This window comes from Virgibacillus alimentarius (genome assembly GCF_000709085.1).
GTDB classification, from domain to species: Bacteria; Bacillota; Bacilli; order Bacillales; family Amphibacillaceae; genus Virgibacillus_B; species Virgibacillus_B alimentarius.
The window spans coordinates 19,890-44,456 of the sequence record NZ_JFBD01000035.1; the positions used below are offsets into that span (position 1 = coordinate 19,890).

A 24,567-nucleotide genomic window follows, 5' to 3' on the forward strand; every position below is an offset into this window, starting at 1 on the left:
CGAAAAATATACTTGAGGAAAGTTGGTGGATAAATGATGCGTGGAATACGCGGTGCTACAACAGTCACTGAAAATAACGAAACTCAAATACTTATAAACACAAAGACACTTGTGGAGGAAATGGTTTCAAAAAATAATGTAATAGTTGAAACAATCTCTCATGTTTTTATATCTGTAACAGAAGATTTAAATGCCACTTTTCCAGCTAAATCCTTACGGCAAATACCTGGCTGGACTTATGTACCTGTTATGTGCATGAAAGAAATTGATGTACCAAATAGCTTATCCCGTTGCATCCGAGTAATGATGGTTGTTAATACAAAGATAGAGCAAGATAGCATACAACATGTTTTTCATAATGATGCAACCCAATTACGACCAGACTTAATACAGAAATGAGGTTAGAAAAATGATGAAAAGTAAACACGCATTAAAAAAGCTTACTCCGTACCAACAAGGAAAACAAACAGAAGAAGTAAAAAGAGAATATGGGCTAGATAGAATAATAAAATTAGCTTCTAATGAAAATCCTTTTGGCTATTCTGATCAAGTTAAAAATTCCCTTTCCTTAGATCACGGTTTAAATACCTATCCTGATGGGCACACTAGCGAACTACGAAATGCACTGGCAAAAAAATTAAATGTCGAGGAAGATCAGATCATCTTTGGAGGCGGATCAGATGAGCTAATCCAGATTATTTCTAGGGCATTTTTATATCCAGGTGTAAATACTGTGATGGCCGCACCTACATTTCCCCAATATAAACATAATGCTACAATTGAGGGAGCAACTATAAAAGAAATTCCAACACTCGATGGATATCACGATTTAAAAGGAATGCTCCAAGCAATCGATGAAAATACAAGTGTTGTTTGGTTATGTACACCAAATAATCCAACAGGATCGCTTATTCCAAAAGAGGAGCTTTATGACTTTATGAATAAATGCCCAAAGCACGTACTTGTTGTACTGGATGAAGCGTATTTTGAATATGTTGAAACGGAATTTGATAGCAAAATAATTGAACATTTTTCAGATTTTCCAAACCTTATATCGCTAAGAACTTTTTCAAAAGCATATGGATTAGCTGGGTTACGTATTGGATACGGAATTGCTAATAAGGAACTTATTGCTAAATTAGAGGTTGCCAGAGGCCCTTTTAACACCTCATCACTAGCTCAAAAAGCAGCTTTGATTGCTTTATCCGATGATGAATTTATTGAGGAGACAGTACAAAGAAATAAAGCAATTAGAGAAAATCTACAGCAATTTTTGAAGGACCTCGGGTGGCATTCCTATGATTCGCAAACTAATTTTATTTTAATCACAACACCGATTGATGGAGAGGAAATGTTCAACTATTTATTAGAAAGAGGGTACATTGTTCGACCTGTTAAGGTATTAGAGGATTCAAACAAAATACGAGTTACTATAGGCAGTGAAGAAGAGATGGATATTTTCAAAGATTTACTACAACATTTACATTCTAGTGTGAGCAAGGAGATAAAATCGTGACACGAACAGTATTAATAGCCGGGTTAGGTTTGATTGGCGGGTCACTTGCTAAAGGAATTGCACTTGCTGGACAAGATCGTGTGATCGGTTATGATGTAAATGCAGAAACACTTGAATATGCATGCAAAAATGATCTCATTCATAAATCTTTTTCCAATTTTAAACAGGCAGCGAGGCAATCCGATATCATTATTTTAGCCACGCCAATATCAAAAACAATCAAATTGATGCAAGAATTAAACAGCATGGTATTTAAGCATGATGTCATTGTATCTGATGTTGCATCTGTTAAAAGCTCGATCATAAAAGAAGCAAACTTGTTATCGAATGATCGCATTATTTTTATTGGCGGTCATCCGATGGCCGGTTCACATAAAAAGGGTGTTACAGCAGCAAAAGAACATTTATTTGAAAACGCTATTTATGTATTAACACCTACTACCTACAAATCCAAAACAAAAGTAGACATACTAAAAGAGACATTAAAACAAACAAAAAGCCATTTTGTTATTTTAGACCCAACCGAACACGATGAAATGACTGGGGTGATTTCCCACTTTCCGCATTTGATTGCATCAGCACTCGTACATCAGGCAAAAAGTTGGGAATCAGCCCATCCATACTTGCCACACTTAGCTGCAGGGGGATTCCGGGACATCACTAGAATAGCGTCGAGCAATCCTGAAATGTGGCAAGATATCTTTTATCATAATCGAGCTAAAATGGTGCATCTTTTAGATGAATGGATAGCTGAAATGACGTCATTGAAAGAGTTGGTAGAAAGAAACAAAAAACAGCATATGATCGCTTACTTACAACAAGCTAAAGATTATAGAGATGGTTTAGGCCAGACTAAAAAGGGAGCTATTCCTTCATTTTACGATTTGTATATTGATATAAGAGACAAACCGGGTGCAATTGCCTCGGTGGTACAGCTACTGGCCAATGAACAAATAAGTATAAAAAATTTACAAATACTGGAAATTCGTGATGGAATTAACGGTGCTCTAAGATTAAGTGTTTCAACACTTGAAGATCAAAAACAAAGCTATCATTTATTACAGAAAGATGGCTTTGAGACAATGATAGAAACCAGTTAAATACATTTATTATGAACAGGGGGGAGAATATGAATGAAGTAACATTACAACCTTGTACCAAAGCGATAGCAGGAGAGATAACAATTCCTGGCGACAAGTCCATTTCTCATCGGGCGGTAATTTTAGGTTCAATGGCAAAAGGAACTACAAGAATTACCAATTTTTTAGATAGTGAAGATTGCAAACGAACCATAAATGCCTTTCAAGCATTAGGTGTATCCATTGATAAAAATGATACGTCGATTCTTGTTGAGAGTAACGGGATTTCGACATTCACAGAACCTCAAACCCCATTGTTCTTTGGAAATTCTGGAACAACGGCTAGATTAATGCTGGGGGTCCTGGCTGGATTACCCTTTTTCTCCACTGTCTATGGAGATCCCTTTTTAACGAAACGACCAATGGATCGTGTAACAATCCCTTTACAAAGAATGGGAACAATTTTCGACGGAAGAGAAAAAGGAGGATATTTACCGCTCTCCGTTAGAGGAGGAGACCTTCAAGGTATTACCTATGCACTTCCCGTAAAGAGTGCCCAAGTAAAATCTGCAATTTTACTAGCTGGTTTATTGGCAAAGGGAGAAACAACTGTTATTGAAGAAACCCCTACAAGAAACCATACGGAGCAAATGTTGCGTGCCTTTGGTGCCGATATAACCATAAAGGGAAATGGGATTACCATAACAAGTCAAAAACATTTGGATGCGACGGATGTTCACGTTCCAGGAGATATTTCCTCCGCTTCTTTCTTTCTGGTTGCGGCCGCAATTGTACCTGGAAGTAATTTAATATTAAGGAACGTAGGTTTAAATAAAACACGAACAGGGATAATTGATGTTCTTAAAAGAATGGGAGCAAATATTCATATCCAAAACCAATCAACGACTAGCGGTGAGGTTTTTGGAGATATTGAAATTACATACGCAAATTTGCGAAGCACGACGATTGAAGGGGATGTTATCCCGCGGTTAATCGACGAAATTCCTGTTATCGCTTTATTGGCTACACAAGCCGAAGGGACTACAATAATTAAAAACGCAGAAGAATTGCGGGTAAAAGAAACAGATCGAATTGCAGCTATTGTAGATAATTTATCCCGATTAGGCGCTAGAATTGAAGCTACACAAGACGGAATGATCATTCAGGGTAAAACTGTTTTACGTGGTGGGAAAATAGCATCTTATCACGACCATAGAATTGCAATGACAAACGTGATTGCCTCACTAATAGCAAGTGAGCCTGTTATCCTCGATGATTCTTCTTCGATTGCCATTTCATATCCGAAATTTTTCGAAGATTTAAAGCTAATACTTAATGAATAAGAAGGAATCTACAAAATAGTAGGTTCCTTTTTTAGCTATCTTATTTGATTGAACAAAAAAGAGCTTTTCTGTATCATAAGGTTTACTAAAGAATTATTGATGTATATAGAGAGGATGTTCCTAAAATGGAAACAGTTATGGAAGCAATCCAATTAATGGAAAATAAACAAACAGATAAGGCGTTAGAACTACTTGAGAATTATTTACCATTATCAAATGATGAAGAAAAATATACAATAGCTGAACTTTATATGAATTGGGGCTTCTTACAAGAGGCAAGGGGTATCCTGACTCAGTTATTACAAATGTATCCAGATGAAAATAACATAAAAATCATACTCGCTGATATATATATAGAATTAGAAGATGATGAAAGAGCAATTAACATATTAAGTGACATTGATATTGATGATCCAACCTATATACAAGCATTACTTCAACTAGCAGATTTGTACCAGGCACAGGGTTTATTCGAAGTTGCAGAACAAAAACTGTTAACAGCAAAACAACTGGAACCAAATGAAGTCATCATCGATTTCGCGCTCGCAGAATTGTTATTTTCGACAGGTGCATACCAAAAAGCAATAACATATTATGAGAAGGTCAAATTAAAAGCAGAAGAAATAGCAACTATTTCGATTAACGAACGATTAGCGGAAGCGTATGCCGCCACAGGCGAATATGAAATCGCCTTGCAATATTTCCAAAACATTGATAATGAAAATGCAGATGCTTTATTTAAATATGGATTTACAGCTTCTCAAGCAAATCGACAAGATATAGCCATTAAAGTATGGGAACAAGTCATTAAAAATGACCCTTATTATCATACTGTTTATGATCAGTTAGCTAAAGCATATGAAGAGGAAGAGCTGATTGAGGAAGCGTATAAAACCGCAAAAAAGGGATTAAAAATTGATGAATATAATAAAGAACTTTATTTTTATGCCGGTGCTTTAGCACATCAACTCAGTAAGAATGCGGAAAGTGAAAGCTATATCCGTGAAGCAATTGCATTAGATCCTGATTATAAAGAAGCAATTATGTTTTTGATTAAAATGTTAAAAGAAAAAGATAAATTTACAGATATTATTGATCTGATAACGAATATAAAAACCGCTGGTGCAAACGATCCATTATACGAATGGGAGCTAGCCCGGGCATTTGTTGAAACTGAATCATATAAAAATGCATTAAAGCATTATACCGAGGCATATAATAGCCTTAACCAAGATAGTGAGTTTTTAAAAGAATATGGATACTTTCTAATCGAAGAAGGGAGGATGAGAGAGGCAATTTCAATTTTAGAATCATATTTAATCCAACAGCCTTTAGATATGGAAGTAGAGGAATATTTAGAGCGCTTAAAACAATCAAATGAAAGTTGATAAAGAGTAAACTTTAAAGGGGGTAGAACATACGGATGCAGACTCCTATTTCCGTACAAGACAAGAAAAGTTTTATTCAATGGTTTTTAAATCATTATCAACTGAAAAAACGTGAAAGCGTCTGGATATTAAATTATTTAGTTAACCATAGTGAAATTTTAGCAAATGTACATTTTGTAAGAGAAGCTAAATTTTGCCCCAGAGGGATCATCATTACTACGTATTGTTCTGATGAGGTACCATTTCGATTTTATAAAAAACAATTAGTAACAACGGATGCTGAGAAATCTTTTCATGATATACGACTAAATCAAGATGAACCTCTATATATCCAGTTAAACTTTAAGAATGCAAAACAAAGTGCTTTTTACGTGGCAGTCTTAGAAGAAAACCCCTATATACCTAATGAATATTTCATTACAAAAAAAGATAAACAAATAGCTAAAAGAATAATGGATAAATCGCTTTTTGATTATAAAAGAAAAACACTTAAACACCAAATTGACTGTGCATTAGATGAAATGAATGAAAAAAAATTCATGGATTTGTCGGAAAAGCTCCGAAAGTTAGAAGAAGCTTATTTGAATCAACCTAAAACACTTATGCAATAGGTTGATTTTTTTTGCATTCATACGATATTATTTAGGAAATAGTATTATATTTTTACATCTTTGCGAAAGAATAGAAAGAAGGTTTAAAAAGCATGAAGTGGAACAAGGAAAATCTCAAGCAATATGTACAAGCTAAGGAATATGTAGACACCATAGTGCTCCCATTAATGCCTTTCCATCTATCACAGAATGCCGAATTAGAAAAAAGCGCATTTCAACGGGAAGTCCTATCCATTTTTTTAACGGAAATCGAACAAGAGCTTACAGGCAGAATAATGTTGACTCCTGATTATAATTATTTAAAAAGTACTGATAAAACAACAGAAGTAGAACGAATTAATGCTTGGATTGAGGAAATAACAACACAACCATTTGAGCATATTTTCTTAATCACATTTGACTCAACTTGGAAAAAACATGAAGAATCTTTAAACGGACATTTACTGTGGCTCCCTGGAATACAATCGGGTGATTTACATTCCAAAGAAATGCACACTTTTATACATGGACAGGTGGAACAAATCAGCGAGCTTATCCAATCCTATTGGTAATAAATTTCACCTCTCAATTAAAGCCTGTTTTTGAATTTTTGAGGTAAAAAAATGAAATATATTGACCAGACAAGTAGTTTAAGCTATTATGGTAATGTCCTAGTAATCTGATTTAACATTATTTGTCCGTGATTATTGTATAAGGGGGGAAAATCATGAGTGAAGAAAAGCAACAAGTATCCCGTCGAACATTTCTGAATTACACACTTACTGGTTTAGGTGGATTTATGGCTGCAGGCATGCTTGTTCCAATGTTACGAATGGCTGTCGACCCAGTTTTACAGACATCAGGTGGTGGCGACTTTACAAATGTTGGCTTGGCTGTTGATGATATAACAACAGAACCACAACGTGTCGACTGGAAAATTGATCAAGTTGATGGATGGTATGAATCAGAAGTTAGTAAATCGGCATGGGTATTTAAGAATGACAAAAACGAAATTGTAGCGTTTTCTCCAGTATGTAAGCACCTTGGTTGTGTCGTATCCTGGGAAGGTAATGAAGATTACCCTAACGAATTTTTCTGTCCTTGTCATAATGGTCGCTATTATAAAGATGGGACGAACGTTCCGCATACTCCACCTTTGGCACCATTGGACGAATATGATCAAAAAATTGAAAATGGAATGTTGTTCCTGGGTAAAGTTAGAACACGAGAAGAGGCAAAACCAAGAGAGGAGGCGTAATAAAACATGCTACAAAAAATATATGACTGGATTGATGACCGCATAGACATTACGCCTATATGGCGTGATATTGCTGACCATGAAGTGCCAGAACACGTTAACCCCGCTCACCATTTTTCAGCATTTGTATACTGTTTCGGTGGCTTAACGTTCTTTGTTGTAGTTATACAGATTCTTTCCGGAATGTTTTTAACGATGTACTATGTACCGGATATTGAAAATGCTTGGAAATCTGTATATTATTTACAAACAGAAGTAGCACATGGTCAAATAGTAAGAGGTATGCACCATTGGGGCGCTAGTGTCGTTGTCGTAATGTTGCTATTACATACGATGCGTGTGTTTTTTCAAGGAGCATATAAAAAACCACGTGAGCTTAACTGGATGGTTGGAGTATTAATTTTCTTTGTTATGCTAGGCTTAGGGTTTACAGGTTATTTATTGCCATGGGATAATAAAGCTTATTTTGCAACGCAGGTTGGGCTTGAAATTGCAGAACAAGTTCCATTTATCGGCACGCATTTAAAAACATTGTTAGCTGGTGATGCAGATATCGTTGGTGCTCAAACGTTAACTCGATTTTTTGCAATTCACGTATTCTTCTTACCAGCAGCATTATTTGGATTATTAGCAGTACATTTCATCTTAATTCGCAGACAAGGTATTGCTGGACCACTATAAAAAGGAGGGATAACTGTGCAAAGAGGAAAAGGTATGAAGTTTGTCGGAGACTCACGAATTTCTGCTGAAAGTAAACCAAATATACCCAAAGACTATTCCGAGTATCCTGGGAGAACAGAAGCTTTTTGGCCCAACTTTTTATTGAAAGAATGGTTAGTAGGATCAGTATTTTTAGTTGGATTCCTTAGCTTAACACTAGCACATCCTTCTCCATTAGAAGGGGTTGCAGATCCAACCGACGCTGCCTATATACCATTGCCGGACTGGTACTTCTTGTTCTTATATGAACTTTTAAAATATGACTTTGCAAGTGGACCGTATGTATTATTTGGTATTCTAATTATCCCTGGTTTAGCATTTGGTGGACTATTACTGGCACCATTTCTAGACAAAGGACCTGGACGCAGACCACACCGACGTCCAATCGCTGTTACAATGATGCTGCTAGGATTAGCCTCTGTTATATGGCTAACTTATGAATCTGCAGCTGCAGTTGACTGGGAGGCACGTGCTGAAGAGAACAAACCTGTACCAGAATCAGACATAGAAATTGATCAAGAAGATCCGGGATATGCTATTTTTGAATCAAACTGTATGTCCTGTCATGGAGAAGATCTTTCTGGAGGAAGTGCAGGACCGTCCTTAATTGGAACCGAACACTCTCCTGAAGAAATAGGAGATATAGCAAAAAATGGTATCGGAAGTATGCCAGCAGATCAATTTACAGGGTCAGATGAGGAATTAAAGCAATTAGTTGATTTTATTGTTTCGGTGAATGAACAGGCTGAATAAAAAACGAAACTAAAAGAAGAACATCTTTGCCATGTATCGGTAAAGATGTTCTTTTCATCTAATTAGCTGTTTCGAACTCTCTTTATTAGTAATAAGTTTGCATCCTATTTCCATTTAAAGAAAGGGCATTTTCCATGATTAAATATATTTTGCTTGATAAAAGATTTTTACTTGGACTTTTTTTGATTAACCTAATTGGAACCATATACGGTTTTGTTTGGTATAAAAGCCAATTAGCCATAACCCCTGGTATCTTTTTAGCTTTTGTGCCTGATAGTCCTACAGCAAGTTTATTCTTTACCATTTTCTTATTATTTTTCTTATTTAATAAAAACACACCATACATAGAGGCACTTGCCATGATTACCTTGTTTAAATATGGTGTTTGGGCTGTAATTATGAACTTTCTCACATTAATTCTAAGTGGTAATTTGGGCTGGGAAGGCTATATGTTAATGATTTCCCATGGTGCAATGGCAATTCAAGGATTATTATATGCCCCTTATTATGCAATTAGATTAAAACATATTGCCGTTGCAGCAATTTGGACATTACATAATGACATCATTGACTACGTTTTTGAAATGATGCCGGTTTATTCATCATTAACAAAATACATGAACGAAATAGGCTACTTCACTTTTTGGCTAAGTATTATCTCAATTATTATTACTTATCGTTTAACACTTTCTTCAAAACATAGCTTCTAGATTTTTCTATGGTGTAAAAGTAAATTGTTATATCTTCCTACTTCCTCACATACATTAGTATAACAAGATGGATGCGAGGTGATCTCTATGGTGAAGATTGTTAAAACTCAGATACAATTACTCGTCATCATACTCGTAGGGATTATTATTTATTTTATAACCAATATTAATCCAATAGAAGCGGCTGAACAACCTCCACCAGAACCTGCTACAGCACCTAAGAAAGATTCTGAAATGATTCCTTTTTATTGGATGATTATTATTGTTGGAGGATGTATAGCTTTTACATTATCCTATGTTAGTTGGAGAAAATATAAAGGCGAAGAAAAAAAAGAAAAGGATTCAAATAGTTGACGTTAATCCTATTTTTGACTAAAATTGACCTATGGATATAGTAAAATAGGAGGAATGAATATGTCACTGGGTGGTTATATTATTTATATTGCCCTGCTTATGATTATTCCATTGTGGGCGCAATCTAAAGTCAAAAAAACATATAAAAAATATTCAAAAATACCAACATCATCAACAATGACAGGTGCAGAAGTTGCACGTACAATTCTAGATGACAATGGATTATATGATGTCCAAATTGAAGAAACAAAAGGGGTGCTTTCTGATCACTATGACCCTCGAAAAAAAGTAGTTCGACTCTCTAGTGATAATTATCATGGCCACTCAATGGCTTCCTCAGCTATTGCTGCACATGAAGTCGGACATGCAATTCAAGATGGAGAAGAATATGCATTTTTACGATTCAGAAGTGCATTAGTACCCGTTGCAAGTTTAGGGTCAAATATGTCGTTTTTTCTTATTCTAGCAGGCTTTATTTTTGGTATGATGAATTTAGTGCTATTTGGTATTATTTTTATGTCCGCTGCCGTTTTATTTCAGCTTGTAACATTGCCTGTTGAATTTAATGCTTCAAGTAGAGCGATGACACAATTAATATCAACAGGTATTATTAAAAACAATGAAGAACGCGAAACCAAAAAAGTTTTAAATGCAGCAGCACTAACATATGTTGCAGCAGCGCTAGTAGCAGTCGCTGAATTAATCCGATTTGTGATGATGTTTTTGGCAAGTAATGAATAAAAAAATGGCCGTCACGGAAGACGGTCATTTTTTTATTCAACTATTCCGACAATTGTTTCACATATTTCAAGTATTAATCGGGTTTTTATTTTCATCTAATGTAAATCCTTCTCCAGCAACATCATGCACAGAGCTTATTGCAACAAATGCGTGGGGATCAATGGTATTAATCAAATTCTTTAAACGTACGATTTCGTTCCTTCCAACAACACAGTATAAAACATCCCGGCTTTCTTTTGTGAAACTGCCCCTTCCAGCTAAAACGGTGACGCCACGATCCATATCCACGTTAATTTTTTCCGCTATTTCATCACTTCTCCCAGAGATTATCGTAGCACCCCGAGCAGCATAAGCTCCCTCTTGAATAAAATCAATTACTCGAGAAGCGATGAAAACAGCCACAAGTGTATACATTCCTTCCACTAAATCTAAAATCACAAATACGGATGTGGTAATAACAACAAAATCAAATGCAAACATCGTCTTTCCCATACTCCATCCTACATATTTGTGGACAAGCCGTGCTATAATGTCCACCCCTCCGGTAGTGCCTCCATAACGAAAAATAATACCCAGGCCAACTCCAATAAATACACCAGCAAAAAGGGACGCTAACGTCATATCTGATTGTAAATAAGTAGGAAATGGGTTAATTTGAAAAACACTTAAAAAAAGAGATACAGCCACTGTTCCAATTATGGTATAAAGAAATGTATTTCGTCCAAGAAATTTCCATCCAATAAAAAATACTGGAATATTAAGTACGAGATTTGATATTGCAGGGTCTAAATCCCAAAGAAAATACAAAAGTAGCGTAATACCGGTAAATCCACCCTCACTCAGATTATTCTGCATATTAAAATGAACAATTCCAAAAGAGAAAATAGCTGAACCAAATAAAATAAAAAATATATTTTTAAATTTTAAGCCGAAAATCATATAAATGAACCTCCCATTTATATATTTCTTTTCCAAAACAAATGATTGCTTTTACTCATTATAATTCATTATGTATTCCTTGCACAATCCTATGCAATTTATTTAAACAGAATATATCATTTGTCAAAGAGGCTTCTTTTAGCTAACATAATAGAAGAATAAATCATAAAAGGGGATTTTACTATCAATAAAGTTATATACAATACGAAAGATATACAAAAACGTGTCGATGACTACATATCGCAATTTAAGGAAGGTTATTTTTCCCCGTTAAGTTTAATGGCTCGCTTAACGGAAGAAGTTGGAGAATTAGCACGTGAAATAAATCATTCCCATGGGGAAAAGCCTAAAAAAGCAACAGAACCAGAAAAAACAGTAGAAGAGGAGCTCGGTGATATAATATTTGTCCTCACTTGTTTTGCAAACTCCCTCGATATTGATTTATCAAAAGCCTTCGAATCTTCTATAACAAAATTTGAAACAAGAGATAAGAATCGGTGGACACGCAAATGAATAATAATAAATTGGGGGGCCTACAATGATGAACATTAAAGTAATTATAGCTGGACCGCGGGGGAAAATGGGTTCAGAAGCAGTTAATATGGTTTATCATGAAGCTAACTTTGAACTAGTTGCTTGTATCGATCGAAAGAATAATGGAAAACAAGTAAAAGATATTGAAGGTTTGCCAGATATTGAAATACCTATATTTGATAACCCAAATGAATGCTTTCAAAATGTGAATGCAGATGTGTTTGTCGATTTGACGATACCAGAAATCGGCTTTGAACATACAAAATTGGCATTACAATACAACATTCGTCCCGTTATAGGTACTACTGGATTTACAAAGGACCAAATTACGGAGCTCACCTACTTATCAAATGATAAACAGATCGGTTGTCTTATTGCTCCCAACTTTGCAATAGGCGCAGTACTTATGATGCAATTCGCACAAATGGCGGCAAAATTTTTCCCAGATGTAGAAATTATTGAAAAGCATCATGACCAAAAATTAGATGCCCCGTCCGGAACAGCAATCAAAACCGCTGAACTTATCATGGATACAAGAAATGCAAAAAATCAAGGACATCCAGAAGAAAAAGAAACATTGCAGGGGGCACGCGGAGCCAATATTGATGGTATGCGAATTCATAGTATGCGATTACCAGGACTTGTAGCACATCAAGAAGTTGCATTTGGCAGCTCTGGACAAACCCTTACCATCAAGCATGATTCTTATAACCGGCAAAGCTTTATGGAAGGAATCAAGTTTGCAATAGAAGAAGTGATGCTCTTAAAAGGACTTATTTATGGCTTAGAAAACATACTGCTTAACAAATAACATCCTATCCTCTTATATAGACAGATACTGCATTTTCCCATGGAAGTGAGGGGGTCTTTTATGAATATAGCATTATTTGCACATGATAAGAAAAACCAATTTATTAAGGAATTAAATAGTAATAGTAGGAATTCGAATTGGCGAGATGTTGTAAAAAAACATATAGAAAAGGATAGAAGATTATGAAAAAAATAGGAATTACATGTTATCCAACTGTTGGCGGCTCTGGTGTAATTGCAACAGAGTTGGGCATGCTCTTAGCTGAGCAGGGAAATGAAATTCATTTTATAACATCTAGTTTGCCTTTTCGTTTAAATTCAGTATCACCAATGATTTACTATCATGAAGTTGAAATTAATCATTACCCGGTTTTCCAATATCCTCCATATGATCTTGCTTTGGCTACGAAAATGGCAGAAGTTATTGATAGAGAAAAACTTGATATTTTGCATGTACATTATGCTATGCCTCATGCAATTTGTGCCATATTAGCAAGAGATATAGCGGAACATGATGTAAAAATTGTTACTACGTTACATGGAACTGATATTACAGTTTTAGGGTTCGATCCTACATTTAAAAAGATGATTAAACACGGGATTGAACAATCAGATGCAGTTACCGCAGTCTCACAAAGTCTAGCTAAGCAGACAGTCGATATGTTGGGAGTAACCAAAGACATATCAGTGATTTATAATTTTGTAAATGAAGAGGATTACGAAAAAAAGGAAGACCCTACGTTAAAACAACAATACGGGATTAAACCAGATGAAAAAGTAATCATCCATATATCCAATTTCAGGAAAGTCAAACGTGTTCAAGATGTCGTACAAACTTTTAAAAAAATAAACAATGAAATAAACTCCAAATTACTCTTAATTGGGGATGGTCCAGAATATTCTTCCATATGCCAATTGGTCAAAAACCTCGGATTAAGTAATGATGTATTCTTTTTAGGTAAACAAAAAAACATTAGTGAATTATTATCCATATCAGATTTGAAATTACTTCTTTCCGAAAAAGAAAGCTTTGGACTTGTTTTGCTCGAGGCAATGGCGTGTGAAGTACCATGCATAGGAACGAATGTAGGAGGAATACCTGAAGTAATTCAACATGGTAAAACCGGCTATTTGGTAGAATTAGGAGATACCGATGAAGCGGCCCACTACGCAATACGATTACTGAGTGATCATGAATTACTACAACAAATTTCAGAGAATGCTCTAATAGATGCTGAAGAACAATTTCATTCTCAAAAAATAGTAAAACAATATATCGATATTTATAATAACGTATTGGGTATATCCTAGAAAAAGGTGATTCATATGCTCACAGAAGCTTTTCTTGCAGGGAAAGAAGTCATTGATAAATTGAATAGTCACAACCATCAAGCTTTCTTTGTTGGCGGGTGCGTTCGCGATTTGTTATTGAACCGTGAAATAGGGGATATTGATATAGCAACATCTGCAGCACCAAAAATGGTTCAAAATATTTTCGATAAGGTAATCCCTGTTGGAATTGAACACGGAACAGTCATTGTTAGGCACAAACAACAATCTTTTGAAGTTACTACATTTAGGGTAGACGGCAAATATACAGATCAGCGCCACCCTGATGAAGTAACGTTCGTAAGTGCCGTTGATAAAGATTTAGAGCGAAGAGACTTTACCATAAATGCTTTAGCGATGGATATGAATGGAAAAATCATTGATTTATTTGGTGGAAAAAAAGATTTACAACAAAAAGTAATACGTACGGTAGGTGATGGATATGAAAGGTTTACAGAAGATCCATTAAGAATTATACGTGCTATACGATTTTCTGGTCAGCTTGGTTTTTTCATTGATCATGATACACTGCAAGCGATGGAACAAGTTAAAAAGCAAATTAAAAACCTTGCGAAAGAGCGTATCACACAAGAAATTACAAAACTATTTGCCGGCAGCTATTTAAACTTAGGAATTGACTATTTAAAAAGGACGGAAATTTATAAAAACCTGCCTATTATAGCACAATACCCAGGTATTATTCACAAACTGCCAAAATCATTAAAACCGCTCTATTCTTTTGGAGAAACCATAGCTTTATTCCATTATATCGAACCACAAGTTCCTATCATAAATTGGGTCAAAGCATGGAAATGCTCCAATAAAATAAAGCAGGAAGCGATACAATTGATAGATGCGCTTCGTTATTACCAGGAACATCAAATAGATAAATGGCTAGTTTATCAATTGGATTCAGTCTATTATAGTGGATTTGACCGATTAATAAGTATTTTTCATCCGGAGGATTATCCGATTGAACCAACAATGAAAAAATTGGTACGTGAACTCCCTATACAATCTAAAAAAGATTTAGCTCTTAATGGTAATCATTTAATGGAGCTTTTTCCAGAAGCACCAAAAGGACCTTGGTTAAAAAATACGATCAATCGTCTGGAAAAAGAGGTAGTTTTAGGAAGAATAATAAATACAAAATACACATTAAAGGAATGGATACGATGCAATCCACCCGAAATAAATTAATAAAACTTTTAGCAGCTAGTAAAGATGACTATATATCTGGTCAATTACTATCAGAAAAGCTCAATATATCGCGAAGTGCAATCTGGAAACACATGGAAAAATTAAAAAAAGATGGTTATGAAATTGAAGGTAAATCAAATCAAGGATACCGTATGATACGCCTGCCGGATAAACTAAGTGAAAATACAGTTCAATGGGGATTAAATACACAATGGATCGGTAAATCTATTATCCACAAAACTTCTACACCATCTACTCAAATCATTGCACATCAAGCAGCACAAAATGATGCTCTGCACGGAACAGTCGTCATAGCGGATGAACAAACAAGTGGTAGAGGAAGAATGAGCAGGCAGTGGCATTCGACGAAACAAAAGGGGATCTGGTTAAGTCTTATTTTAAGACCTAACATTTCACCTTACCTTGCTCCGCAATTAACATTATTAACCGCTACAGTACTGGCAGATGTCATTTATTCCGTTACCAAAATTAGACCTCAAATTAAATGGCCAAATGACATTCTTATGCACAGTAAAAAAACAGCTGGTATATTGACTGAAATGCAAGCGGAACAGGATCAAATACAATATGTTGTCATAGGTATGGGCATTAATGTGAATCAAGCAAAGAATGACTTCCCAGATATCATACAAAAGAAAGCTACATCATTAAAAATAGAAACAAATCAAACGTGGGATATTGTAAAACTTATCCAAGAAATATTAGTAACATTTGAACAAAGTTATGATACATACATAAAAAATGGATTCCCACATATTAAAAATAAATGGGAAAGTTACGGATTTAAAATCGGAAAAACCATTTGGGTTAAAACATTACAAGAAGAATTCAAAGCAATATTTTCAGGAATTGCGGAAGATGGTGCATTATTAATAAAAACAATACAGGGAGAAACTAAACAATTATATTCTGGAGAAATCAATTGGTTTCAAAAGGAGGAATAATGAACATGTTAAGCACGCTTGATTTGCAAAAAATGAAACAGCAGAACGATAAAATATCGATGATCACCGCTTATGACTATCCATCAGCAAGAACTGCAGAAGAAGCCGGTGTTGATATGATTTTAGTGGGAGATTCTCTCGGAATGGTTGTACTTGGCTATACATCTACAATTCAAGTTACGATTGATGATATGATTCATCACGCAAAAGCTGTAAAACGAGGAGCAAAAGATACTTTTATGGTAGTTGATATGCCTTTTATGTCTTATCATATATCATTAGAAGAATCTCTGGCCAATGCACGAAATATTTTTCAGCATACAGATGCTCAAGCCCTCAAACTAGAAGGGGCTTCCAGTGGGGTATTAAATCTAACAAGACATCTAACTAATGCCGGGATTCCAGTTGTAGCACATTTAGGATTAACACCGCAAACAGTTAATGTATTAGGCGGATATAAAGTTCAGGGAAGAGATAAAGATACAGCTAAAAAACTGCTTGAGGACGCCAGACAGGTAGTTGATCATGGAGCAATTGCTTTAGTGCTTGAATGTATACCGCAAGATCTGGCAAAAATAGTTACGGATGAACTTTCTATTCCAACCATCGGTATAGGTGCAGGCGCTCATTGCGATGGTCAAGTTCTTGTTTATCACGACATATTAAAATATGGGATAAACCGTTTACCTAAGTTCGTAAAACCTTATGCTGATTTTAATGTCATGGGTAAAGAAGCTATTTCATCCTATATATCAGACGTAAAACAAGGTGAATTTCCTTTAGATGCGCATTCTTTTAAATGATAAACTATTATTACCAAATGAATGGTAGGTTGATATTATGGAGATTATTCACTCCATCGAAGACATGCTTGAAAAAATTAATCAATTGAAAAAAAGTAATAAACAAATCGGTTTTGTTCCAACAATGGGCTTTTTTCATGATGGTCATACAAATTTAATGGAAAAAGCAAAAAAAGATAATGACATTGTTGTTACAAGTATATTCGTAAATCCCCTTCAGTTTGGACCGAATGAAGATTATGAGCAGTATCCTCGTGACGAGGAAAAAGATAAGCTACGCGCTGAAGAAGTAGGCGTTGATATTTTATTTATTCCGGATGCTAAAGATATGTATCCAAATAAACGGATTATTGAACTGTCTATTAAAGGTAGGATTGATGTATTATGTGGTAAATCTCGACCTGGACATTTTGAAGGGGTAATAACAGTATTGACAAAATTATTCCATATTGTCCAACCCAATAAAGTATATTTTGGGATGAAGGATGCACAGCAGCTTGCTGTTGTTTCTGCACTCCTCAACGAATTGAACTTTCCAATCGAATTAGTCGGTGTTCCGACTATTCGAGAACGAGATGGACTAGCAAAAAGCAGCAGAAATGTACATTTAAACAATGAAGAGAGGGAAGAGGCTGCATGGTTATATAAGGCTTTATTACAGGGGCAACAATTAGTAGTTGACGGAGAATTAAATCCTGATATTATTGTAAAAGAGGTTTCGGATACAATCATCGATCAAACTAATGGGGTTATTGACTATGTCGAAATCTTTAGTTATCCAAAATTACAACCTATTACTGTAATTGATCAACCTGTTATATTAGCATTAGCAGTTCACTTTCAGCATGCTAGATTAATTGACAATCTTATCTTTGATAAACGTGGACAACTCATAAACCATTTATAATAGGAGGAACCAGTATGTTTCGAACGATGATGAAAGCAAAAATTCATCGGGCACGTGTTACAGAAGCAAATTTAAATTATGTTGGCAGTGTTACGATTGATCAGGATATTCTAGAAAAAGTTGGCATTTTACCGCATGAGAAGGTACAGATTGTAAATAATAATAATGGTGCTCGCTTAGAAACGTACGTTATCCCTGGTCCTAAAGGTTCCAGAATGATTTGCTTAAATGGTGCAGCTGCTCGTCATGTACAACCTGATGATGTTGTTATTATTGTATCTTATGCACTCCTTTCTAACGAGGAGTTATCATCACATAAGCCAAAGGTTGCAATTATGAATGAAAATAATGAAATTGAGCAATTTTTAGAGCAAGAGCCACCATTAACGGAAGTGGTTGATATTAGATAAAGGTTAAAAAAGCTCTTATCAACTTGAATGATGATAAGAGTTTTATTTATTCGTATAAAAGTATGGAAAGAGAGTAGGTAGAAAAGTGGAGAGATATGTTATAATCGATTTGGAAACTACAGGTCACTCTCCAACAGAAAATGACAAGATCATTGAAGTTGGGATGGTTATCGTTGATAATGATACAATCGTAGATGATTACTCTACTTTATTCAATCCAAATAAAAAAATTCCACCTTTCATATCCAATCTAACGGGGATCCGAAATGAAGATGTTCAAAACGCACCAACTTTTAAAGAAAAAGCAAAAAAAATGATAGAGTTATGTGGCAATCACTATTTAATAGCACATAACGTGCCGTTTGACCTTAGCTTCTTAAATACTGAATTAAGCAACCATGGACTAAATAAACTTACAAATCCTGTTTTGGATACAGTGGAACTTGCTCGAATTTTATATCCGCAGGCACCCAGTTATAAATTAGGGCAATTAGCTGAATATTTGGGGATATTTCATGAAAGCCCGCATAGAGCTTTATCAGATGCATATGTCACGGCAAAATTATTTCTAAAGCTTAAAGAAAAACTAAATGCTTTACCATATGAAACAGTAACCCATTTAATCAATTTAGAAAAGATGCTAAAATCTGATCTTTATGCACTGCTAGAGCAGCGTCAGCAAGCATTAGCATTTTCTACAACCGAAACAAAGAATATTGAATCTTTTCGGGGTCTCGCATTTAAACAAATTCAAAATTCAAAAGAAAAATCCCTTAACTTGGATATGTCCTTTGGTGATTATTTAGATTCGATCTATGAATGGAACGGAAGCATGCAAAAACAAATGAAAAATTTTGAAAAAAGAGATGGTCAACGAGAGATGTCTGAAGACATTTTCGATGCATTTCAATCACATAAACATGGATTAATTGAAGCTGAAACTGGGACAGGAAAGTCATTAGCTTATCTAATTACAGCCATTTATGAAGCATTGCGTTCAAATAAGAGGCTTGTAATCAGTACATATACAACACAATTGCAAACGCAGCTCTTAGATGAGGAAATTCCTTTACTTCAAAAGTTAATTTCTCTTCCATTTCAAGCAGCTTTGTTAAAAGGAAAACACCATTATCTTAGCTTGGAAAAATTTGAACATGAATTAACTTCAAGCGAACAGGATAATTATGGTATTACACTAACAAAGGCGATGATTCTTGTTTGGATAACAGAGACAGAAACCGGTGATATTGACGAGATACATTTACCTTCAAACGGCTATTTCTTCTATAAAAAAATAGCCAGTGATACAGAAAGCTACGTTGATCCAACTTCACCATGGTTTTCTAAATCCTATTATCAAAAAGCCCGCAATAAGGCGCAACAAGCAAATATTATCATAACGAATCATGCATTATTATGTACAGATATTTTTAATGATTATCAATTTTTACCAAGTTATGATAAAGCAATTATCGATGAAGCTCATCATTTTGAAGATATTGTATCACGCCATTATGGTTTGCAATTAGATTATTCAAATATGCAATACAACTTAAATCAAATTGGAACAACAGATGATGGAAAATGGTTAAATCGTATCGTAGAAAAATGTGCTTTAGGGCCTAACGCATTATCACTAGAAAAATGGAACGAAATCTTCCTGCGGACAAAATATGAGGTAGATGACTTATTTCGTACGCTATTTCAGTATGTAATGGATCAAAAAGTGAATAAAAAATCTGTAAGTGACATCGGGAGGATTCAATACAAAATAGAAGAGGACCAGGAAGCATCAAAGGCATGGCAATTAATAAAAGAAATGGCCAATCGTTTATCCTTTTTATTAAGGGATTTAATCCATATTCTCAGCTTTTTAGATCAACAAATGGATAAACAGGAAGTCTTTGATAAATATGATAAAGAAGATTTGAAGAGACATTTGCAGCATTTACAAAACTTTATTGATCATCTCGAGTCTTTCTTCTTGTTAAACGCGTCTGCAACACATGTAAAATGGGTAGAAATGGAAAGACACAGCTTTAATAATGCGATATACTTATACAGTGAACCAACGGAAGTAGCAGCATTATTAGCACAAGACTTTTTTGATAAAAAAGAGAGCATTATACTGACTAGTGCTACCCTAACTATGAGGAATTCATTTTCATTTATTGTTAACAGATTAGGTTTAGACTCTGAAAAATTAATTACAAACAAAATAATATCTCCTTTTGATTATACGAACCAAGTTCAATTGATGGTCCCAAATGATTTCCCTGATATTAAACATGGAAATTTGGGTGATTTTATTTATTCCACTTGTGAAGCTATATTATCCTTAGCGGAAATAACAAAAGGAAGAATGCTTGTACTTTTCACATCCTATAACATGCTTAAAAGATCTTATTCCTTGTTGAGAGAAATAATGGATCTAAATCAATATGTTTTAATTGCACAGGGAATCTCAAGCGGTAGCAGAACCCGATTAAAGAAGAATTTTCAAACTTTTGACAAAGCCATTTTATTAGGGACAAGTTCATTTTGGGAAGGTGTTGATATTCCTGGTGAGGACTTATCATGCTTGATGATTGTAAGACTACCTTTCCAGCCACCTGACCATCCTGTCTATGAAGCACGAGCAAATCATATTAAAAAAGAAAGAAAAAACGCATTTTTTGAATTAGCTTTACCCAATGCCGTGATTCGATTTAAACAAGGTTTTGGCAGATTAATTCGTTCCAAGAAAGACCGTGGCATTGTTTTCGTCTGTGATGCACGGATTATGAAAGCACGATATGGCAAGTTTTTCATAGAATCAATTCCCAATGTTCCAGTTAGCTTCCAGCCTACGTATGAGTTAATGAATAAAGCAGATGAATGGTTTTAGAAAGCAAAAGAAACAAAAAAATACTGATGCATCCACGCATGCATCAGTAAGATTGTGGTATGGTATAGGTTAGAAATTTTTTATTATACATCAAATATAATTTAATATCATATTTAATATGTGATACTTAGTTTGAACTAAGAATAATGTTGTATGTGTAGCAAATTTTGATAAAAAATGAAGATTTTTTAAGGATGAAAATAAATGAAGAACAATTATATGCAATCCAACGCTCCAAGTTGGTTAAAATGGGGCTTTTGGATTTTATGCCTTTTTCTTTTAGTAGGCTTGATATACAGTATTTATTTATACCATTCCATTCAAAAAAGCAAAGTAGCAGGATTTGCAGAAACCAAAGAAAAAATATTAGAGGAAACAGACCTTGTCTCGATTGATGAAATAGAGCGTTTTAATGGTGAACAGGCTTTTCATATTCTTTTCGGCAAAACAGAAGAAGGGAAAAACAAAATCGTTTTTTTCCCACTTAAGAAAAAAGAAAAAAAAGTTAAAATTATAGATAAATCAAAAATCGTTCCAAAAGAAAAAATTTTAAATCAGTGGAACTCCGAATGTAAAGACTGTAAAATGATTAAAATTAAACCAGCAATGGTCAAAGATAAACCATTATGGGAATTGACTTATATTGATAGTACAGACCGATATGCATTGGATTATTTATCTATTTATGATGGATCTCATTATGAACAATATCGATTTAAAAAAATGTTTTAATAAAAAATAAGAATAGATTTTTAAAGGTGGTTTTTAAGTATGGAATTAGCAAATAGGGTAAAAACTTTAACGCCATCATCAACATTGGCAATTTCAGCAAAAGCAAAAGAATTGAAACAACAAGGATATGATGTCATTGGCTTAGGTGTAGGAGAGCCAGATTTTAACACTCCTGACTATGTTATTCGAGCTGCAGAGAAGGCAATGAAAGACGGAATGACAAAATATACTCCATCAGGTGGGATAAATGAACTTAAACAAGCTATTATACACAAATTTAAAGACGAAAATGAATTAAGCTACTCGGCTGACGAAATAGTGGTTACAACAGGAGCTAAGCATGCTTTATACACTTTATTTCAAGTTATATTAAATAATGATGATGAAGTCATCATCCCTGCTCCATATTGGGTCAGCTATCCAGAACAAGTAAAACTTGCTGGTGGCAAACCTGTAATTGTTGATGCATCAGAAGACAATGAATTTAAAATTACACCATCACAACTAGAGCAAGCCATTACAGAGAAAACAAAAGCAATTGTAATAAATTCACCAAGTAACCCAACTGGAATGATGTATAACAGAGATGAATTAGCTAAAATCGGGGAAATCTGCGCAAAGCATAACATAGTAATTGTTTCAGATGAAATATATGAAAAACTTATTTATACAGAAGATAAACATGTATCAATTGCATCTTTATCCGATAAGCTTAAGCAACAAACAATTGTTATCAACGGGGTAAGTAAATCACATGCTATGACTGGATGGCGTATTGGTTATGCTGCGGGTGATGCGAAAATTATTAAGGCGATGACCAGCCTTGCTTCTCAATCTACTTCTAACCCTACATCAATCGCTCAATACGCAGCACTTGCAGCATACGAGGAAACCGACACAGAAACATTGTCAAATATGAAGAAAGTGTTTTCAGAAAGACTTGAAATTCTTTATGAATTACTTGTTGAAATCCCCGGAATTAAATGCGTAAAGCCTAAGGGAGCATTTTATTTATTCCCTAATGTAAAAGAAGCTGCACTCATAAATGGTTATAATAATGTTGATGAGTGGGTTACAGCTTTACTGGAAGAAGAAAATGTAGCTCTAGTACCTGGGTCTGGCTTTGGATCACCTGACAATGTACGATTATCATATGCAGCAGCAACTGATTTATTAAAAGAAGCAGCAAAAAGAATTAAACGATTTGTAGAAAATCATCGAGGATAATACAGAGTAATGGAGGTCATTGTTTTGAAAACAACGATAGCACAGGCAGCTAATTATGAAGAACAAACAGTAACAATTGGAGCTTGGCTAACGAATAAACGGTCAAGCGGAAAAATTTCCTTTTTACAACTACGTGATGGAACTGGCTTTATGCAAGCAGTTGTAGCTAAAAATGATGTAAGTGAGAATACTTTTCAGCTAGCTAAAAATATGCATCAAGAGTCATCTTTTTATATCACGGGGAAGATCGTAGAGGATAAAAGATCTCCTTTAGGCTATGAGATGCAGGTAGAGAATATTGAACTTATTCACGAAGCGAATGACTATCCAATTACACCTAAGGAACATGGAATTGAGTTTTTAATGGATCATCGCCACTTATGGTTACGTTCAAAAAGACAGCATGCAATAATGAAAATACGTAATGAAATTATTCGTGCAACTTATCAATTTTTTAACGATAATGGTTATGTCAAAATTGATCCACCTATTTTAACTGCTTCTTCTGCAGAAGGAACGACTGAACTATTTCACACGAAATACTTTGATGAAGAGGCGTATTTATCACAAAGCGGCCAATTATACTTAGAAGCAGCTGCTCTCGCTTTTGGTAAAGTGTTTTCCTTCGGACCAACTTTCCGTGCAGAAAAGTCCAAAACACGCAGGCATCTAATCGAATTTTGGATGATCGAACCAGAAATGGCTTTCGTAGACCACGATGAAAGTTTAGAAATACAAGAAAACTATGTAAGTTTTATTGCGCAATCTGTACTGAAAAATTGCCAGCTGGAACTAGCTGCGCTCCATCGTGATATATCTAAGTTAGAACAAATTAAAGCACCGTTTCCTAGAATTTCATATGATGAAGCAATTAACTTATTAAAAGAAAAGGGATTTTCTGATATTGAGTGGGGAGAAGATTTCGGAGCTCCTCATGAAACGGCTATCGCTGATCACTTTGATAAACCAGTATTTATTACAAATTATCCTGCAGATATCAAAGCGTTTTACATGAAACCTCATCCAGATCACCCTGAAGTGGTTTTATGTGCAGATTTAATAGCGCCAGAAGGATATGGAGAAATAATAGGCGGTTCTCAGCGTATTGATGATTTAGAATTAATGAAAGAAAGGTATGAACAACACGGATTAACCGGAGAGGCATATGAATGGTATTTAGACTTACAAAAATACGGCAACGTTCCACATTCGGGATTTGGTCTAGGACTTGAACGCACAGTTGCATGGATAGCTGGTATAGACCATGTGCGGGAAACGATTCCTTTCCCACGCTTATTAAATCGTTTATATCCATAATGTTGACAAATACTAAATGGAATTAAAAATCCCTTGCATGAAATTTTAGCAAGGG

The 24,567-nt window shown here is 34.9% G+C and carries 26 protein-coding genes; 25 read left to right on the top strand and 1 reads right to left on the bottom strand.

Annotated features, from left to right (window positions below; genetic code table 11):
• The first annotated feature begins 33 nt into the window (after positions 1 to 33).
• The 13 genes from aroH (at position 34) to GZ63_RS0106145 (ending at position 10,452) form a co-directional block, all read left to right on the top strand.
• Entirely contained in the window at positions 34 to 399 is a 366-nt protein-coding gene (aroH, locus tag GZ63_RS0106085) for a chorismate mutase (protein ID WP_029267878.1), read from the top strand.
• Between the two features lie 13 nt (positions 400 to 412).
• Positions 413 to 1,516: a histidinol-phosphate transaminase gene (gene hisC / locus GZ63_RS0106090; RefSeq protein ID WP_029267880.1), complete on the top strand. Its 1,104-nt coding sequence runs from the start codon at positions 413 to 415 to the stop codon at positions 1,514 to 1,516.
• Positions 1,513 to 2,616: a prephenate dehydrogenase gene (locus GZ63_RS0106095; protein WP_029267882.1), complete on the top strand. Its 1,104-nt coding sequence runs from the start codon at positions 1,513 to 1,515 to the stop codon at positions 2,614 to 2,616. The genes hisC and GZ63_RS0106095 overlap by 4 nt, the downstream gene beginning before the upstream one ends.
• Before the next feature lie 29 nt (positions 2,617 to 2,645).
• Positions 2,646 to 3,938, top strand: coding sequence for a 3-phosphoshikimate 1-carboxyvinyltransferase (aroA, locus tag GZ63_RS0106100; RefSeq protein WP_029267884.1), 1,293 nt, complete (start codon positions 2,646 to 2,648; stop codon positions 3,936 to 3,938).
• Positions 3,939 to 4,063: 125 nt separating this feature from the next.
• Positions 4,064 to 5,326 (top strand): tetratricopeptide repeat protein, encoded by a 1,263-nt coding sequence (locus GZ63_RS0106105; protein ID WP_029267886.1) that lies wholly within the window; start codon positions 4,064 to 4,066, stop codon positions 5,324 to 5,326.
• A gap of 35 nt (positions 5,327 to 5,361) precedes the next feature.
• Positions 5,362 to 5,937 (top strand): ReoY family proteolytic degradation factor, encoded by a 576-nt coding sequence (locus GZ63_RS0106110; RefSeq protein ID WP_029267888.1) that lies wholly within the window; start codon positions 5,362 to 5,364, stop codon positions 5,935 to 5,937.
• 92 nt (positions 5,938 to 6,029) lie between these two features.
• Positions 6,030 to 6,488 (top strand): YpiF family protein, encoded by a 459-nt coding sequence (locus GZ63_RS0106115; RefSeq protein ID WP_029267890.1) that lies wholly within the window; start codon positions 6,030 to 6,032, stop codon positions 6,486 to 6,488.
• Positions 6,489 to 6,643: 155 nt separating this feature from the next.
• Complete coding sequence (locus tag GZ63_RS0106120) at positions 6,644 to 7,174, top strand: QcrA and Rieske domain-containing protein (protein WP_029267891.1); 531 nt, start codon at positions 6,644 to 6,646, stop codon at positions 7,172 to 7,174.
• A gap of 6 nt (positions 7,175 to 7,180) precedes the next feature.
• Entirely contained in the window at positions 7,181 to 7,855 is a 675-nt protein-coding gene (qcrB, locus tag GZ63_RS0106125) for a menaquinol-cytochrome c reductase cytochrome b subunit (protein WP_029267893.1), read from the top strand.
• A gap of 15 nt (positions 7,856 to 7,870) precedes the next feature.
• Positions 7,871 to 8,647, top strand: coding sequence for a menaquinol-cytochrome c reductase cytochrome b/c subunit (locus GZ63_RS0106130; protein WP_029267895.1), 777 nt, complete (start codon positions 7,871 to 7,873; stop codon positions 8,645 to 8,647).
• Between the two features lie 134 nt (positions 8,648 to 8,781).
• Entirely contained in the window at positions 8,782 to 9,357 is a 576-nt protein-coding gene (locus tag GZ63_RS0106135) for a lipoprotein heptaprenylglyceryl N-acetyltransferase LhaT (protein ID WP_029267897.1), read from the top strand.
• 90 nt (positions 9,358 to 9,447) lie between these two features.
• Positions 9,448 to 9,711 carry a sporulation protein YpjB gene (locus GZ63_RS0106140; protein ID WP_226374312.1) on the top strand — a complete coding sequence of 88 codons (264 nt, stop codon included), beginning with the start codon at positions 9,448 to 9,450 and terminating at the stop codon, positions 9,709 to 9,711.
• A gap of 60 nt (positions 9,712 to 9,771) precedes the next feature.
• Positions 9,772 to 10,452 carry a zinc metallopeptidase gene (locus GZ63_RS0106145; protein ID WP_029267899.1) on the top strand — a complete coding sequence of 227 codons (681 nt, stop codon included), beginning with the start codon at positions 9,772 to 9,774 and terminating at the stop codon, positions 10,450 to 10,452.
• 66 nt (positions 10,453 to 10,518) lie between these two features.
• Here the strand turns inward: GZ63_RS0106145 and GZ63_RS0106150 are convergent, their stop codons facing one another.
• Positions 10,519 to 11,391 carry a YitT family protein gene (locus GZ63_RS0106150; RefSeq protein ID WP_029267900.1) on the bottom strand — a complete coding sequence of 291 codons (873 nt, stop codon included), beginning with the start codon at positions 11,389 to 11,391 and terminating at the stop codon, positions 10,519 to 10,521.
• A 195-nt stretch (positions 11,392 to 11,586) separates the two neighbouring features.
• Here GZ63_RS0106150 and GZ63_RS0106155 point away from each other — a divergent pair, with 195 nt between their 5' ends.
• The 12 genes from GZ63_RS0106155 (at position 11,587) to asnS (ending at position 24,512) form a co-directional block, all read left to right on the top strand.
• On the top strand, positions 11,587 to 11,904 hold the full coding sequence (locus GZ63_RS0106155) for a nucleotide pyrophosphohydrolase (protein WP_390337598.1): 318 nt from the start codon (positions 11,587 to 11,589) through the stop codon (positions 11,902 to 11,904).
• Positions 11,905 to 11,932: 28 nt separating this feature from the next.
• On the top strand, positions 11,933 to 12,736 hold the full coding sequence (gene dapB / locus GZ63_RS0106160) for a 4-hydroxy-tetrahydrodipicolinate reductase (RefSeq protein WP_084179052.1): 804 nt from the start codon (positions 11,933 to 11,935) through the stop codon (positions 12,734 to 12,736).
• Positions 12,737 to 12,918: 182 nt separating this feature from the next.
• Positions 12,919 to 14,046 (top strand): N-acetyl-alpha-D-glucosaminyl L-malate synthase BshA, encoded by a 1,128-nt coding sequence (bshA, locus tag GZ63_RS0106170; RefSeq protein ID WP_029267903.1) that lies wholly within the window; start codon positions 12,919 to 12,921, stop codon positions 14,044 to 14,046.
• Positions 14,047 to 14,061: 15 nt separating this feature from the next.
• The gene (locus GZ63_RS0106175; RefSeq protein WP_029267904.1) at positions 14,062 to 15,264 is read left to right on the top strand and encodes a CCA tRNA nucleotidyltransferase; all 1,203 of its coding nucleotides are present in this window, start codon (positions 14,062 to 14,064) and stop codon (positions 15,262 to 15,264) included.
• Positions 15,240 to 16,229 (top strand): biotin--[acetyl-CoA-carboxylase] ligase, encoded by a 990-nt coding sequence (locus GZ63_RS0106180; protein WP_029267905.1) that lies wholly within the window; start codon positions 15,240 to 15,242, stop codon positions 16,227 to 16,229. Before GZ63_RS0106175 ends, GZ63_RS0106180 begins: the two co-directional genes overlap by 25 nt.
• Before the next feature lie 5 nt (positions 16,230 to 16,234).
• Positions 16,235 to 17,032, top strand: coding sequence for a 3-methyl-2-oxobutanoate hydroxymethyltransferase (panB, locus tag GZ63_RS0106185; protein ID WP_029267906.1), 798 nt, complete (start codon positions 16,235 to 16,237; stop codon positions 17,030 to 17,032).
• A gap of 37 nt (positions 17,033 to 17,069) precedes the next feature.
• Positions 17,070 to 17,939 carry a pantoate--beta-alanine ligase gene (panC, locus tag GZ63_RS0106190; protein WP_029267907.1) on the top strand — a complete coding sequence of 290 codons (870 nt, stop codon included), beginning with the start codon at positions 17,070 to 17,072 and terminating at the stop codon, positions 17,937 to 17,939.
• 14 nt (positions 17,940 to 17,953) lie between these two features.
• Positions 17,954 to 18,349 carry an aspartate 1-decarboxylase gene (gene panD / locus GZ63_RS0106195; RefSeq protein ID WP_029267908.1) on the top strand — a complete coding sequence of 132 codons (396 nt, stop codon included), beginning with the start codon at positions 17,954 to 17,956 and terminating at the stop codon, positions 18,347 to 18,349.
• Between the two features lie 85 nt (positions 18,350 to 18,434).
• Positions 18,435 to 21,236, top strand: a complete 2,802-nt coding sequence (gene dinG / locus GZ63_RS0106200; RefSeq protein WP_029267909.1) for an ATP-dependent DNA helicase DinG — start codon at positions 18,435 to 18,437, stop codon at positions 21,234 to 21,236.
• 204 nt (positions 21,237 to 21,440) lie between these two features.
• Positions 21,441 to 21,968 carry a cell wall elongation regulator TseB-like domain-containing protein gene (locus GZ63_RS0106205; protein WP_051681409.1) on the top strand — a complete coding sequence of 176 codons (528 nt, stop codon included), beginning with the start codon at positions 21,441 to 21,443 and terminating at the stop codon, positions 21,966 to 21,968.
• A gap of 39 nt (positions 21,969 to 22,007) precedes the next feature.
• Positions 22,008 to 23,195 (top strand): pyridoxal phosphate-dependent aminotransferase, encoded by a 1,188-nt coding sequence (locus GZ63_RS0106210; RefSeq protein WP_029267912.1) that lies wholly within the window; start codon positions 22,008 to 22,010, stop codon positions 23,193 to 23,195.
• Positions 23,196 to 23,219: 24 nt separating this feature from the next.
• Positions 23,220 to 24,512 carry an asparagine--tRNA ligase gene (gene asnS, locus GZ63_RS0106215; protein WP_029267914.1) on the top strand — a complete coding sequence of 431 codons (1,293 nt, stop codon included), beginning with the start codon at positions 23,220 to 23,222 and terminating at the stop codon, positions 24,510 to 24,512.
• The last annotated feature ends 55 nt before the right edge of the window (positions 24,513 to 24,567 follow it).

Coding starts and splice junctions, on each gene's coding strand:
- aroH (WP_029267878.1), top strand. CDS start 34: ATGATGCGTGGAATACGCGGTGCTACAACAGTCACTGAAAATAACGAA.
- hisC (WP_029267880.1), top strand. CDS start 413: ATGAAAAGTAAACACGCATTAAAAAAGCTTACTCCGTACCAACAAGGA.
- aroA (WP_029267884.1), top strand. CDS start 2,646: ATGAATGAAGTAACATTACAACCTTGTACCAAAGCGATAGCAGGAGAG.
- GZ63_RS0106105 (WP_029267886.1), top strand. CDS start 4,064: ATGGAAACAGTTATGGAAGCAATCCAATTAATGGAAAATAAACAAACA.
- GZ63_RS0106110 (WP_029267888.1), top strand. CDS start 5,362: ATGCAGACTCCTATTTCCGTACAAGACAAGAAAAGTTTTATTCAATGG.
- GZ63_RS0106115 (WP_029267890.1), top strand. CDS start 6,030: ATGAAGTGGAACAAGGAAAATCTCAAGCAATATGTACAAGCTAAGGAA.
- GZ63_RS0106120 (WP_029267891.1), top strand. CDS start 6,644: ATGAGTGAAGAAAAGCAACAAGTATCCCGTCGAACATTTCTGAATTAC.
- qcrB (WP_029267893.1), top strand. CDS start 7,181: ATGCTACAAAAAATATATGACTGGATTGATGACCGCATAGACATTACG.
- GZ63_RS0106135 (WP_029267897.1), top strand. CDS start 8,782: ATGATTAAATATATTTTGCTTGATAAAAGATTTTTACTTGGACTTTTT.
- GZ63_RS0106145 (WP_029267899.1), top strand. CDS start 9,772: ATGTCACTGGGTGGTTATATTATTTATATTGCCCTGCTTATGATTATT.
- GZ63_RS0106150 (WP_029267900.1), bottom strand. CDS start 11,391: ATGATTTTCGGCTTAAAATTTAAAAATATATTTTTTATTTTATTTGGT.
- dapB (WP_084179052.1), top strand. CDS start 11,933: ATGAACATTAAAGTAATTATAGCTGGACCGCGGGGGAAAATGGGTTCA.
- bshA (WP_029267903.1), top strand. CDS start 12,919: ATGAAAAAAATAGGAATTACATGTTATCCAACTGTTGGCGGCTCTGGT.
- GZ63_RS0106175 (WP_029267904.1), top strand. CDS start 14,062: ATGCTCACAGAAGCTTTTCTTGCAGGGAAAGAAGTCATTGATAAATTG.
- GZ63_RS0106180 (WP_029267905.1), top strand. CDS start 15,240: ATGCAATCCACCCGAAATAAATTAATAAAACTTTTAGCAGCTAGTAAA.
- panB (WP_029267906.1), top strand. CDS start 16,235: ATGTTAAGCACGCTTGATTTGCAAAAAATGAAACAGCAGAACGATAAA.
- panC (WP_029267907.1), top strand. CDS start 17,070: ATGGAGATTATTCACTCCATCGAAGACATGCTTGAAAAAATTAATCAA.
- panD (WP_029267908.1), top strand. CDS start 17,954: ATGTTTCGAACGATGATGAAAGCAAAAATTCATCGGGCACGTGTTACA.
- GZ63_RS0106205 (WP_051681409.1), top strand. CDS start 21,441: ATGAAGAACAATTATATGCAATCCAACGCTCCAAGTTGGTTAAAATGG.
- GZ63_RS0106210 (WP_029267912.1), top strand. CDS start 22,008: ATGGAATTAGCAAATAGGGTAAAAACTTTAACGCCATCATCAACATTG.